Source organism: Flavobacterium sp. DG1-102-2 (assembly GCF_033042555.1).
Taxonomy (GTDB): domain Bacteria; phylum Bacteroidota; class Bacteroidia; order Flavobacteriales; family Flavobacteriaceae; genus Flavobacterium.
Genome location: NZ_JAWLIK010000006.1, coordinates 56,324 through 69,229, shown reverse-complemented (window position 1 = coordinate 69,229; position 12,906 = coordinate 56,324). Strand labels below are relative to the sequence as shown.

Below are 12,906 nucleotides of genomic sequence, written 5' to 3'. Positions count from 1 at the left end.
ATGGTATTTGATTTTTTACAGCCGATAGACGCCGGGTTGGCAGAGTTTATTGCCGGAGGGTCTGCACAGGCGCTCGGGCATAAAACCGATTTTCATACTGACGGGCATTTTCCTGATCTGGAAACTGCTGCAATCGCGGTTATAGGTGTTTTAGATAACAGAGGGTCTTTCGATAAAAAGGAGCACCATATTCATCTTAATTATATCCGAAAAGAGTTTTATAGCCTTTTTCCGGGTAACTGGGATAAAACAGTTGCAGATTTGGGTAATATACCAGCGGGAGAATCGCAGCAGGATACTTACTTTGCGCTTAAAAGCATTGTAGCAGAACTTGTTAAAGCAAGTGTGCTGCCAATTGTTATAGGTGGTTCTCAGGACTTATCGTATGCCCTTTACCGTGCTTATGATAAGCTGGAGCAGATGGTTAATTTTGTAGCCATCGACAGTAAGTTTGATTTTGGTAGCCAGGAGGATGAGCTTTCTGCTACGTCTTACCTTACAAGAATGATTTTAGACGAACCGAATAATCTGTTTAATTATAGTAACCTGGGTTACCAGACGTATTACAACTCCCAGGAAGAGATTGATCTTGTGGAAAAGTTGTATTTTGACGCTTTCAGGTTAGGAGAAGTGAGCGGAAATCCTGCAATTGCAGAACCTGTTTTTAGAGATGCAGATATTGTAAGTGTTGATATGACGGCAGTTAAGTCCAGTGATTCGGGAAATATTGTTAAATTTATACCAAATGGTTTTGATGGCAAAGAAATTTGTACATTAGCACGCTATGCCGGGATAAGTGACAAGGTAACTTCGCTGGGGATTTTTAACCACGATGATTCACGTCAGGAAGCGGCATTGATTGCACAGGTAATGTGGTACTTTATAGAGGGTGTGCATTATCGTTCTAACGAATATCCTTTTGGTAGTAAAGAGAATTATATTAAATATATTGTTCCCGCAGAAGATGAAGAACTCATCTTTTATAAAAGCGATAAAACGGACAGATGGTGGATTGAAGTGCCATATTCGTTAAACTTTAACAATAAACTAAAAAGGAATACGTTATTACCGTGTAATCATCAGGATTATTTAGCTGCGACAGATGGTGAGTACCCTGAAAGATTATGGAAAGCACAAAGAAAAAACATTATTTAACAGTTTTGTTAGAAAAATGACGTGTTTTGAGAGAAGTATTCAATAGTTTACTTTTTGTTTAGGTTTTTTTAGTAAAAAAATTGTTTTTTTGAAAATAAATAAATAGGTTTACGCCCTTAAAAATAGAATTACATTAATAACCCAATTTTATGAAGAAGTTCATTGCATTAACAGCAACTTTATCATTTTTAATCAGCTGTGGTTCCAGTGACCGAGGGGAACTGGTAGGAGTTAAAGGCAGAAAGTGGAGGCCTGAAAAACCTTATGGTATGGCTTTGATTCCGGGTGGTGCTTACATCATGGGTAAGTCTGACGACGACTTAGCTAATGTGCAGGATGCTCCTACAAAAACGGTAACTGTTCGTTCTTTTTACATGGACGAAACGGAAATTACCAATAGTGAGTACCGACAGTTTGTTCAGTGGGTTAAAGATTCTACAATCAGAACCAGGCTGGCTATCCTTGCAGATGAGCAGGGGCAGAAACCGGGTTCAGGAGGTATTGGAGAATTTGCGTTCAAAGATCAGGAAGCTACCGAAGATCAGTCTGCTTATGATAAATATATGTATGAGAATTACTATAGCATAGGTACAGATGATGATATCTACGCAGGTAGAAAGCTTAATCACAAGGCTAAGCTTATCACTGATCCGCAAAAATATCCGGATGAGTACTATGTAGAGGTTATGGATTCTATGTATCTGCCTGAGTCAGAATCATACAATGGTCAAAGAACTATTGATGTTTCTAAATTAGTATTCAGCTATTCATGGATGGATATCTCTGCTGCTGCTAAAGATAAGTCTACAAAAAACTCTAGGGCTAAGAGAAGTAAATACATGAAACATGAAAAAGTAGAGGTGTATCCTGATACTACAGTGTGGATTAAAGACTTTGCTTACTCATATAATGAGCCAATGCATAATGATTATTTCTGGCATGAGGCTTACGGAGAATATCCTGTTGTAGGTGTTACATGGCAAAAAGCTAAAGCTTTCTGTGCTTGGAGAACGCTTAACAAGAATACATACCAAAAAGCTAAAAGAAAACAGCAGATCAACTCTTTCCGTTTGCCAACTGAAGCTGAGTGGGAATTTGCTGCAAGAGGTGGTCTTCAATCGGCTACATTCCCTTGGGGTGGTCCTTATGCTAAAAATGACAGAGGTTGTTTCTTAGCTAACTTTAAGCCAAACAGAGGTGATTATGCTGCTGACGGTGCTCTTTATACTGTAGAGGCTAACTCTTTTGATCCTAACGATCATAACCTTTACAATATGGCCGGTAACGTTTCTGAATGGACAGATTCTTCTTATGATGCATCTTCTTACGAATATGTTTCTACGATGAACCCTAACGTTCCTGACCAGGCTAACAAACGTAAAGTTATACGTGGCGGATCTTGGAAAGACGTTGCTTACTTCCTACAGGTTAGTACAAGGGATTGGGAATATGCTGACTCTGCAAGAAGCTACATCGGATTCAGGACAGTACAGGATTTTATGGGAACTCAAAACACAGGGAATAACTAATCTATTATAGTAACCAACTCGAATTTTTGAATATTTAAAATTAATTAACTTAACTAAAAACTAAAAATTATTTTATTATGGCACTACCTAAAAGAGTTATGAACATGGCTTATGGTCTTGGAGCGGCAGTTGTAATCGTTGGAGCTCTATTCAAACTTATGCACTGGCCTGGAGCAAGTGCGATGCTTATCGTGGGTCTTGGCGCTGAGGCGTTCATCTTCGCAATCTCTGCTTTTGATGCACCGGACACAGAACTTGACTGGTCTTTAGTTTACCCTGAGCTTGCTGGTGGTGATGCTAAGAAAAAAGAGGTTAAAAAAGAAAACCCAACTGAAGCACAAGGTTTACTTTCTCAGAAACTTGACAACCTATTGAAAGAAGCTAAAATTGATGGCGCTCTTATGGAAAGCCTTGGAAGCAGCATCAAAAACTTTGAATCTGCTGCTAAAGGAATCGCTCCTACAGTTGACTCTATCGCTTCTCAGAAAAAATACAGTGAAGAAATGTCTACGGCTGCAGCACAAATGGAGTCTCTGAACAGCCTTTACAAAGTACAGTTAGAAAGCGCTTCTCGTAACGCTGAAGCTAACAAAGAAATCGCAGATAACGCGGCTAAACTTAAACAGGAAATGCAGAGCATGACTCAAAACATTGCTTCTCTAAACAATGTTTACGGTGGTATGCTTTCTGCAATGGGTAACAGAGCTTAATAATTAGTTACTATATAATTTTAACACTAAAACAAAAGAACTAATTAGAAATGGCAGGAGGAAAATTAACCCCTAGGCAAAAGATGATTAACCTGATGTATCTGGTTTTCATCGCAATGTTGGCCCTTAACATGTCAAAAGAAGTATTATCTGCTTTTGGCTTGATGAACGAACAATTTGAGTCTTCTAATGTAGAGGCTACAAAGAGTAACAAAGATCTTTATGATGCTTTAGCTCTTAAAGCAAGCGAAGCTTCTGCTCAATATGGAGCTGCTAAGAAGATTGCAGATAAAATAAAAACTGTTTCTGCGGACTTTAACGCTTACATCGAATCTCTTAAAGGAGATATTACTAAAGACATTGAAAGAGAAAATGGTAAATTACCATACGAAGCAATGGATAAAGGTGATAAAATCGATGAGCAGTGGTTTGAAGGAGATGGTTATTCTAAAAAAGGAAAAGAAATCGTAGCTGCTTTTGATAAATATAAAGCTGATATTAAAGCTGCTTTTGGAAATGAGGCGAACAAATACCGTGGTATTATTGCTGAAGTTGACAAGAAGTTTAGTACTGCTGATATCAAAGATGGTGAGGGTGTAACTAAAAAATATTTAGATTACCACTATAAAGGTTTCCCTTCAATTGCGTCTTTAACAAAACTTTCTGCTCTGCAGAATAATGTTAAGACTATTGAGGCAAATGTTTATAACATTGCTTTAGGTAAAGCTGCTCTTGATGCTACATCTATGAACAAATATAAAGCTATTGTTGTAACTGATAAATCGGCATTTTTTTCAGGTGAGGCTGTTACAGGTAGAGTTGTTCTTGGTCGTTATGATGATGCTACTGTTCCTACAAGGGTTTCAGTTTCAGGAGGTAGTGTTACTATGGAAAGTGGCCAGGCTAAATTTAAAGTTAATGCTGGTGGAGTAGGAGAGCAAAATATCAAAGGTGAATTCGTTTTCATGGAAAATGAAAAAGAAGTTAAAATTCCTATCGAAGGTAATTATGTTGTTGTTCCTAAGCCTAATGAAGCTACTATATCTGCAGATAAAATGAACTCTGTTTACCGTGGTGTTGAAAACCCAATGACTGTTTCGTTTGCAGGTGTTTCTGATAACAATGTGACAGCTTCTGCTACAGGTAACTTTAGAAAAGGTACAGGATCTGGAAAATATAACTGGAATGTTACTGGTGTTTCTGGTACTACAGCGGTAATCTCTGTTGTTGGTAAGCTTCCTGACGGTAGTTCAGTGACATCTAAGAAAACATTTAACGTACGTGGAATTCCTGCTCCGGTACCGGAACTAAGAGGTAAACGTAATTCGATGAAAGGTAACAAGAATGACCTTGCTTCGTCTACAGTTAATGTTGCGTTCCCTGACTTCGTGTTTGAAGTACAAACTAGTGTTTCTTCGTTTGAGGTATACGTGCCTGGAGCAGGAACGATGGTTTGCCAGGGTAACAGATTTAGCCCTCAGGCTTTAGCTGCTATAGCTAAGACATCAAGAGGTCAGGTGGTAGTAATCAGCTCAATCGAAACTAAAATCGTTGGAGCTAACGGATACTTACCTCCAAAATCAGGATCTTTCACTTGGGAGATACAATAATTTGATTTAAAAGAACGTTTTTCTTTTACAGTATAAAATTAAAATAATGAATAGCAGAAATTTTTTATTAGCGGCTTTGTTTTTTGCTGGTGTGACTACGTCTTTCGCACAGTCTAACCTGCTAAATGCTAAAACGCCGGATGAAATAGGTAAAAAAACCGCAGAGCAGGACTCATTAGATAATGATAAGCCTCTACCATACGGTTATGTGGGAGATAGGGATGTTTTGCTTGCCAGAAAAGTTTGGGAGGTAATCGATCTTGACCAGAGAATCAACTTTCCTATGTATTTTCCTACTGAGGATAATATAGGAGGCGATAGAAGGTCACTATTCAGTGTTTTAATTACTGCTATCAAAGATGGACAGTTAACTGAAGTATATGATGACTCTTACTTTAACCTGAAAAAGACAGGCGACGACATCCAACAGGTTTTCTTCTTCAAGGAACTTAACGACTATGGTCGTGAGATCATGAACCAGAACCCCGGGAAAACCGAAGCTGATCTTAAGGCAAAAGGTAAATTAACAGATGAGCATTATACAACATCTGAGCTGACCGGAGACGATGTTACCAAGTATAAAATTGTTGGTACATGGTACTTTGACAAGAGACAAGGTGAGATGAAATACAGGATTCTTGGAATTTGCCCAATGGCGGTTGATGCCCTTACTAAATTAAGGCAGGGGTCTGAAGCTGAGCCAATCGAGCTTTTCTGGGTTTTTTATCCTGGAGCCAGGGACGTGCTTCATAAAGCAAAAGCATTTAACGAGAGAAACTCTGCAATGCCTATTACTTTTGACCACTTACTTAACTCAAGACGTTTTACTGCTACAATTGTCAAAGAAGAAAACGTTTATGGAGACAGACTTATAGAGGATTATATGAGAGATAATTCACAAATGCAATTGCTTGAGGCAGAACGTATCAAAGATAAGATACGTAACTTTGAGCAGGATATGTGGAACTACTAAGAACTATATCTTCAAAATATCAAAAACTCTTACCCTTGTGGTAAGAGTTTTTTTATTTTTACATCATGAAAGATTTCATCATAATTGGAGCCGGACTTGCAGGGATTAGTTTTGCTGAAACGGCTATTCTTAATGACAAGTCATTTGTAGTCATTAACGATAATTCGCAAAATTCATCGCGTGTCGCCGCGGGTCTTTATAATCCGGTTGTACTTAAAAGGTTTAGCCTGCCGCAGGATGCTGCGATACATCTTGACTATATGGTTCCTTTTTATAAGCGTATTGAAGAACGTCTTTCGGTAAAGTTTGATTTTCAGCTGCCCGTTTACAGGAAGTTTGCTTCTGTTGAAGAGCAGAATAATTGGTTCCAGGCCGCCGACAAACCTGCGCTTGAACCATTTCTTTTTCCGGAAATAATTCATTCAGAATATAATGGGCTGCCAGCGCCATTTGGCTATGGTAAAGTATTGCATACAGGATACGTAGACACGCAGGTTCTGTTAGATAGTTATCATAGTTATCTTAAAGGCTTAGAGCAGGATTGTTTTTTAGAAACTGCATTCAGCTACGACGAGCTTTTTGTACACGAAGACTACGTTTCATATAAAGGTATTGTGGCGCGCGATATAATATTTGCTGAAGGGTTTGGTATCCATGCAAATCCGTTTTTTAAATATTTGCCGCTGGACGGTACAAAAGGGGAGCTTTTGCTAATTAAGGCTCCGGGATTAAATTTAGATGTAGCGGTTAATGCCAGCATTTTTATTCTCCCGGTTAAGAAAGATATTTTCAAGGTAGGTGCTACTTACGAATGGTACGATAAAACTGCTGTTCCTACTGAGGCTGGAAAACAGGAGCTGGTTGAAAAACTTAATGAACTCATCAATTGTGACTATGAAATTCTTGAGCATTTAGCTGGCATTCGTCCAACGGTGAAGGATAGAAAACCTTTAATAGGTACCCATCCTTTACATAAGCGGGTACATTTGCTGAACGGTTTGGGCACGAGGGGTGTTATGCTCGGCCCTTCAATGGCGAAGGAATTATACGAATCAATCAGTTCTGGTGAACCGGTAAGGCGTGAGGTGGGCTTACAGCGCTTTAAGGCTTCTTAAGTTCTCTCCAGTTTTTATCATAGCTTACAAACAAATTTATCCAGATGTTCCGGGATATTCGCATGATGTAAGGCATTGGTATAACCAGTGATGCAATAATTACGATAAAAGCGGTTTTTAGGCTGGTCTTAAATACCGAAAATGAGATTATAAATGCTGCTATGCTAATGGCTACGCCAAGGCCGTAACTAACATACATAGCACCAAAATAAAAGGAAGGTTCAATTTTATAAAGCTGTCCGCAGTGGCTGCATCGTTCATGCATTTTATAGATTTTAGCCAGATTGAACGGGTTTTTATCTAAATACATACTTTCTTCATGGCATCGGGGACAGGTTCCTGTTAAAATGCTATATAGTTTGGATCCTTTTTTTAACATTTGCAAAAAATTTGGTACACACAAATTTACGATTTTAATAAGACATAAGAATAATGCTTAATATACATAATTTATCAGTTTCTTTCGGTGGGACATATTTGTTTGAGGAAGTTACTTTCAGGCTTGGTGCCGGAGACAGAGTGGGCCTTGTAGGCAAAAATGGTGCAGGAAAATCTACCATGCTAAAAATACTTTCTGGAGAACAGCAGTATGATTCAGGCGTCATTGCAACTGAGAAGGAAATTAAGCTTGGGTTTCTTAAACAGGATATTGATTTCATTAAAGGGCGCACGGTTTTGGAAGAAGCCTATCAGGCTTTTGAAGAAATAAAGAGGGCTGAAGCAAAAATCGACAAGATCAATCACCAATTGGTTACCCGTACCGATTATGAAAGCGAAGAGTATTCTCAGCTTATTGAAGATCTAAGTGATGTAACACATCATTATGAAATACTGGGTGGTTATAACTACGTGGGCGATACCGAAAAGATATTACTTGGGCTTGGTTTTAAACGTGAGGATTTTGATAAGGAAACAGATACTTTCTCCGGAGGATGGCGTATGCGTATCGAATTGGCTAAACTGCTGCTTCAGTACAATGATGTGCTATTGCTGGATGAGCCTACCAACCACCTCGATATTGAAAGTATAATTTGGCTTGAATCGTTCTTAAGGAACTACCCTGGTGTAGTTGTTATAGTATCTCACGATAAAATGTTCCTTGATAACGTAACTAACAGAACCATTGAAATATCTTTAGGGAAGGCGTATGACTTTAATAAACCATATTCGCAGTATCTGGAACTAAGGCAGGAACTTAGGGAAAAGCAGTTGGCTACCCAAAAGAACCAAGAGAAAAAGATTGAGCAGACCGAAAAGCTTATCGAAAAATTCAGGGCTAAGGCATCAAAGGCGTCGATGGCGCAATCGCTTATCAAAAAGCTTGATAAGGTAGAGCGTATTGAAGTTGATGAAGACGATAACTCTGTAATGAATATTTCGTTTCCGGTATCTGTTACGCCTGGACGTGTTGTAGTGGAAGCTGAAGATGTTACCAAGAAATATGGCGATAAAACCATTTTAAAGGATATTGACCTGCTAGTAGAGCGCGGAAGCAAGATTGCCTTCGTTGGACAAAACGGACAGGGGAAATCTACTTTTATCAAGGCGATTACGAAAGATATTGATTACGAAGGGACCATAAAATTGGGCCATAATGTACAGTTAGGCTATTTTGCACAGAATCAGGCAGAATACCTTGACGGCGAAATTACATTGCTTCAGACTATGGAGGATGCAGCTACTGATATTAACCGATCTAAAGTGCGTGATATGCTTGGATCTTTTCTTTTCAGGGGAGATGATGTTGAGAAGAAAGTAAAAGTACTTTCGGGTGGAGAACGTAACCGCCTTGCGCTTTGTAAGCTGTTGCTACAGCCTATAAATGTGCTTGTGATGGATGAACCTACAAATCACCTTGACATTAAGTCTAAGAATGTTTTAAAGGCTGCCCTGCAAAAATTTGAAGGCACGCTCCTTCTTGTGTCTCACGATAGGGATTTCCTTCAGGGTATGAGTAATATTGTTTACGAATTTAAAGACCAGAAAATAAGGGAATACCTTGGCGATATAAACTTTTACCTGGAGCAGCGCAATATGCAGAATATGCGTGAGGTAGAGAAAAAAGATGTAGTTGTAAAAGAAACTCCGAAAGAAAAAAAGCAGCTTTCCTATGAAGATCAGAAAAAAAGCAAATCGCTGCAAAACAGGCTTAGTAAAGTAGAGAGCCAGATAAAAGAGGTAGAGAAACAAATACAGCATGATGATAAACTGCTGGCCGGGAATTATGAAAAGTTAATGGCCGATGCGGCGTTCTTTACCGCTTATGAAAATAAGAAGAAAGAACTTGACAACCTTATGAAGGAATGGGAGAATGTTCAGGAAGAAATAGATAACGCATAAAAAATGCCCGCAATTGCGGGCATTTTTAGTATTAATTAGATTTGAATTCCATTTCTGTCTTTTTCTTGGAAATGGTAACATTATTTTTGGCCTCGCCATTTTTGTTTTTTACGCTGATTCCGTCGCTGCCTACGCTTACCGATGTTCCGTCTTGTTCTACCGGAGGCGGTGGCGGAGTTGCCGGAGGCGTCTGCGTCATGGGTTTAGGAGCAGGGGGCGGTGCAGGATCTTCTACCGGTGGCGGTGGAGGAGGTACTGGCTCTTCTTTCTTTTTGCAGGAAGCCATAAGCAGTATGGCTAAGCCTGACATTACAATTAGTTTCTTCATGTGTATAATGTTACCTGGTTTATGCTTAAAGGTACTTCATTTGCAGCGTATTGCCTCTTCAAATAACTAAAATTTAAGAAATTAGCCCTATGCGTTTTGAGTGTTCAATGGCGTCGCTGCTGTCTTTAAAGTAACAGGCTGCAACACCCATGGATTCCATGTTTTTAATGGCGGCCAATGCTTTTCCTTTTTTATGGTGCCCGGTTTGCCTTATATACACCGCCTTTACTGTCAGCGGAAATATCTTGCATACGTCTTCATACAAAAAGGGGTCATGCTGCGAATCGTCGCCGAGAAGCGTGTATTGCAAATGTGGATAAAACTCCAGTATATGCTTTATTTTGTCAAATTTGTGATCGTGGCTTCCACGCCCTGTAAAAAAGAAATCCATGAGGCTGGTCTTTATATCTTTTAAGAGAAGAACGGCTCTGGGAAGCTGGTGTTTTTCGGTAAACTTTACAATGAATTTATAGAGATTCCATTCGCTGCTGGACACATAAAAAAAGGCATTCATCTCATCTTTTTTATTGCGCCCTGCCGTGCTTAAAGCTTGGTAGTGCGGTACTACGTCTTCAAATATTTTTCGGTCATTTATATTTTTCCAAAGCAGGATATACAGTTTTTTAAAGGCATTACGCGTATGCGATACCAAAAAAGTATCGTCAATATCAGATATGAATCCAAGATTGCCTTCGTAGGGCCTTATGAATGTTCCTTTTTCGCGGATCTCTTCCCCTTCATGGAATGTGCTTACGTGGTAATCATTCCAGCCGTGGCCAAAGTTTTCTTTTTCCTTCAGCGGGATGCAAAACTTGAAATAACCGTCGTCAAGGGTTTTTGTGTGAATTTTTATTCCATTAAGTTCAAGGTATACAGCGGCGTTTGGGATGGTCTTTATCCTGAACATCCGTATAATGGATTTGGCATTTTTAAAACGTTTCTTTTCAAACTCATAACTGCTGACAGTATTTGGTTTAAAAACGTGTCCAAAAACGATCAGTTCTCCTTCATTGGCATATCCGCGATATAGTTTTAAGATGGGCTTCATGAAAATTTATAAATTTGATAAGAGTTTCGTAGTTCAATTTATCTAAATTTAATAAAAAAACTGAGATGACTCCCTTAAAGAAATGTTTATTGGTTGTTAATCCTATTTCCGGGGGTAATGATAAGGCCGAATTAGTAAGTGCTGTTGAAGCGTTTGCCAAAGAGCAGAATGTAGAGCTTATCGTTTTTGAAACTACCGGAGAGGATGACGAAGAAGTAATTAGCGAACTTTGTGAGAAGAATAAAGCAGAAAGAGTTCTGGTGGCCGGAGGTGACGGCACTATAAAAATGGTAGCTGAAGCCATTGGACACCACAACGTAATTATAGGTGTTTTGCCGGCAGGTTCTGCTAACGGGCTATCTGTGGATCTTGAGTTGTCAAACGATCTTCAGGAGAACCTTGTAATTGCCTTTGGCGATAAGTACATGGATATGGATATGGTGTGCATCAATGACAAAAAGAGCCTGCACTTAAGCGATATTGGTGTTAATGCCGAGCTTATACATAATTATGAAAATGGTACTATTCGCGGAAAGCTGGGCTACATGCTGCAGGCAATCAATACGCTGACTGATCTTGATACTCCTTTTAATGCGGTTATTGAGGCTAACGGAGATATAATTGAAACCGAAGCGCGAATGGTGGTTATCGCGAATACCCAGCGCTATGGTACCGGCGTGACTATTAATCCGATAGGTGTCATGGATGACGGCAAATTTGAGATCGTTATACTTAAAAGCCTTGATGTGTTTCTTATTGGTAAGATACTGGCAGGTAACATGCCTATAGACAGTGCCGAGCACATTGAGATAATTTCTACCGATAAAGCTGTTATCACAACAAATAAGCCGGTTTCTTTCCAGATTGATGGCGAATCATGCGGTATGGAGCAAAAGCTGATTGTAAACATACTGCACAGGCAGATGCGTGTTGCAATACCTTAATTATTTAAAGGGGCTGCGTGCTTTCCATTCAATTTTTGGGTCAAAATATGGGAATAGCCTTGCCATAAAAATATTCAGCAATGGATTTGTGTGTTTGATCATTCCATAAACTTCTTCGGCATGTGCGCCAACAGAACTTTTTATTTCCATTGCAGACCGGGCGAAAATGACGTGCTTGAACTTTTTCTTAATGGCATAGCTAACCATATCATACAGCATATTCAGATAGAGCATTTTTTCTTTTTGAATGGTGTCATCGTACCCTAAAAAATAAGTGTCCATATCGCATCCGTTGCGGATAAGCGTACTGAAGCCAATAAGCTTATCGTCGTAAAAATAACCGTAGAACAGAAAATCGTCCTTTAGACTTAGCTTGAAAATTTCAAAGTGATTTCTGGGCAGATGAAATGTGCTGAAGGATGCATTGGCTGCAACAGTCATATACAGCTCATGAATCCTTTCTCCCTGTTGTCTGATTTCGGCCTCAGAAAGTTTCCTTTTTTCAACACCTTCTGCTTTTTTGCGGGCACGGTTGTATTGGGTTCGGTACTTGGTATTAATGTCAGCCAGGTAGTCGTCAATAGAATCCCAGTTGTTTTGTATGTCAAAAATCATATTAGGCTGGGTGCAAAACTGGTAATACCCTTTGTATCCCGCAGCTTTAAAATCGGGGAGTTCGACGGTATTAAAATCTTTAATAGCCAGGAGGCTAATGTAAATGCATTTTTTCCTGTAGTTTCTCTTCAATGTTTCTAATGCTTCCCTGAAAAGATGTAATGCCTCAGTTTCGGTAATGCCATTATTCAAAAGATATGCATTTTGGCCTGTTAGTGTATTATTGCCAATAACAATAATGTGCGATGAGAACTTTTTAAAGAGATAATCTTTCAGGCAAAAGCGCTGTTTTTCTTTCACAAAGGTATTAACGCGCCTTAGGTTAATGTACTGAGCTAATGCAATGCCGCAAAGGTGTTTGTCTTTAAAAAGGCCTATAAAATGGCATCGCATATTTTCAGGCGCTGCCTGTTCTAAAATAGCCAGGTAACTTCGCGACAGGAAAATATTTTTTTCGGCAATAGTATCCCAGTCTTCGTGAAGTGTGCCGGAATCAGTATATAATTTAAAAGAAAAGTTTGGCATGTGTATATAAACGA

At 39.1% G+C, this 12,906-nt stretch carries 12 protein-coding genes; 8 read left to right on the top strand and 4 right to left on the bottom strand.

The window, feature by feature from the left end; all coding sequences use genetic code 11:
• From R1T16_RS10360 to R1T16_RS10335, 6 genes are all read left to right on the top strand, one after another.
• On the top strand, positions 1-1,155 hold the full coding sequence (locus R1T16_RS10360) for a formimidoylglutamase (RefSeq protein ID WP_317501030.1): 1,155 nt from the start codon (positions 1-3) through the stop codon (positions 1,153-1,155).
• 149 nt (positions 1,156-1,304) lie between these two features.
• Positions 1,305-2,684, top strand: coding sequence for a gliding motility lipoprotein GldK (gene gldK / locus R1T16_RS10355; protein WP_317501029.1), 1,380 nt, complete (start codon positions 1,305-1,307; stop codon positions 2,682-2,684).
• Between the two features lie 77 nt (positions 2,685-2,761).
• Positions 2,762-3,394 (top strand): gliding motility protein GldL, encoded by a 633-nt coding sequence (gldL, locus tag R1T16_RS10350; RefSeq protein ID WP_411162029.1) that lies wholly within the window; start codon positions 2,762-2,764, stop codon positions 3,392-3,394.
• Between the two features lie 50 nt (positions 3,395-3,444).
• A complete protein-coding gene (gldM, locus tag R1T16_RS10345; protein ID WP_317501028.1) occupies positions 3,445-5,004 on the top strand; it encodes a gliding motility protein GldM in 1,560 nt (519 codons plus the stop codon).
• 46 nt (positions 5,005-5,050) lie between these two features.
• Complete coding sequence (gldN, locus tag R1T16_RS10340) at positions 5,051-5,977, top strand: gliding motility protein GldN (protein WP_317501027.1); 927 nt, start codon at positions 5,051-5,053, stop codon at positions 5,975-5,977.
• A gap of 65 nt (positions 5,978-6,042) precedes the next feature.
• Positions 6,043-7,092 (top strand): FAD-binding oxidoreductase, encoded by a 1,050-nt coding sequence (locus tag R1T16_RS10335; RefSeq protein ID WP_317501026.1) that lies wholly within the window; start codon positions 6,043-6,045, stop codon positions 7,090-7,092.
• Here R1T16_RS10335 and R1T16_RS10330 read toward each other — a convergent pair.
• Complete coding sequence (locus R1T16_RS10330) at positions 7,079-7,471, bottom strand: DUF983 domain-containing protein (RefSeq protein ID WP_317501025.1); 393 nt, start codon at positions 7,469-7,471, stop codon at positions 7,079-7,081. The genes R1T16_RS10335 and R1T16_RS10330 overlap by 14 nt on opposite strands.
• A 53-nt stretch (positions 7,472-7,524) precedes the next feature.
• Here R1T16_RS10330 and R1T16_RS10325 point away from each other — a divergent pair, with 53 nt between their 5' ends.
• A complete protein-coding gene (locus tag R1T16_RS10325; protein ID WP_317501024.1) occupies positions 7,525-9,432 on the top strand; it encodes an ABC-F family ATP-binding cassette domain-containing protein in 1,908 nt (635 codons plus the stop codon).
• Between the two features lie 31 nt (positions 9,433-9,463).
• Here R1T16_RS10325 and R1T16_RS10320 read toward each other — a convergent pair whose 3' ends face one another.
• Together R1T16_RS10320 and R1T16_RS10315 are read right to left on the bottom strand one after the other, a co-directional pair.
• Complete coding sequence (locus R1T16_RS10320; RefSeq protein ID WP_317501023.1) at positions 9,464-9,760, bottom strand: hypothetical protein; 297 nt, start codon at positions 9,758-9,760, stop codon at positions 9,464-9,466.
• 73 nt (positions 9,761-9,833) lie between these two features.
• Positions 9,834-10,808: an App1 family protein gene (locus R1T16_RS10315; RefSeq protein ID WP_317501022.1), complete on the bottom strand. Its 975-nt coding sequence runs from the start codon at positions 10,806-10,808 to the stop codon at positions 9,834-9,836.
• A gap of 65 nt (positions 10,809-10,873) precedes the next feature.
• Here R1T16_RS10315 and R1T16_RS10310 point away from each other — a divergent pair, with 65 nt between their 5' ends.
• Positions 10,874-11,752: a diacylglycerol/lipid kinase family protein gene (locus R1T16_RS10310; RefSeq protein WP_317501021.1), complete on the top strand. Its 879-nt coding sequence runs from the start codon at positions 10,874-10,876 to the stop codon at positions 11,750-11,752.
• Here R1T16_RS10310 and R1T16_RS10305 read toward each other — a convergent pair whose 3' ends face one another.
• Positions 11,753-12,892: a GNAT family N-acetyltransferase gene (locus R1T16_RS10305; protein ID WP_317501020.1), complete on the bottom strand. Its 1,140-nt coding sequence runs from the start codon at positions 12,890-12,892 to the stop codon at positions 11,753-11,755.
• Positions 12,893-12,906 lie beyond the last annotated feature (14 nt).

What these genes read in the sequence shown, in the direction of transcription:
- R1T16_RS10315 (WP_317501022.1), bottom strand. Translation starts at nt 10,808, where the DNA reads ATGAAGCCCATCTTAAAACTATATCGCGGATATGCCAATGAAGGAGAA.
- R1T16_RS10310 (WP_317501021.1), top strand. Translation starts at nt 10,874, where the DNA reads ATGACTCCCTTAAAGAAATGTTTATTGGTTGTTAATCCTATTTCCGGG.
- R1T16_RS10335 (WP_317501026.1), top strand. Translation starts at nt 6,043, where the DNA reads ATGAAAGATTTCATCATAATTGGAGCCGGACTTGCAGGGATTAGTTTT.
- R1T16_RS10305 (WP_317501020.1), bottom strand. Translation starts at nt 12,892, where the DNA reads ATGCCAAACTTTTCTTTTAAATTATATACTGATTCCGGCACACTTCAC.
- gldN (WP_317501027.1), top strand. Translation starts at nt 5,051, where the DNA reads ATGAATAGCAGAAATTTTTTATTAGCGGCTTTGTTTTTTGCTGGTGTG.
- gldL (WP_411162029.1), top strand. Translation starts at nt 2,762, where the DNA reads ATGGCACTACCTAAAAGAGTTATGAACATGGCTTATGGTCTTGGAGCG.
- gldK (WP_317501029.1), top strand. Translation starts at nt 1,305, where the DNA reads ATGAAGAAGTTCATTGCATTAACAGCAACTTTATCATTTTTAATCAGC.
- R1T16_RS10320 (WP_317501023.1), bottom strand. Translation starts at nt 9,760, where the DNA reads ATGAAGAAACTAATTGTAATGTCAGGCTTAGCCATACTGCTTATGGCT.
- R1T16_RS10360 (WP_317501030.1), top strand. Translation starts at nt 1, where the DNA reads ATGGTATTTGATTTTTTACAGCCGATAGACGCCGGGTTGGCAGAGTTT.
- R1T16_RS10325 (WP_317501024.1), top strand. Translation starts at nt 7,525, where the DNA reads ATGCTTAATATACATAATTTATCAGTTTCTTTCGGTGGGACATATTTG.
- gldM (WP_317501028.1), top strand. Translation starts at nt 3,445, where the DNA reads ATGGCAGGAGGAAAATTAACCCCTAGGCAAAAGATGATTAACCTGATG.
- R1T16_RS10330 (WP_317501025.1), bottom strand. Translation starts at nt 7,471, where the DNA reads ATGTTAAAAAAAGGATCCAAACTATATAGCATTTTAACAGGAACCTGT.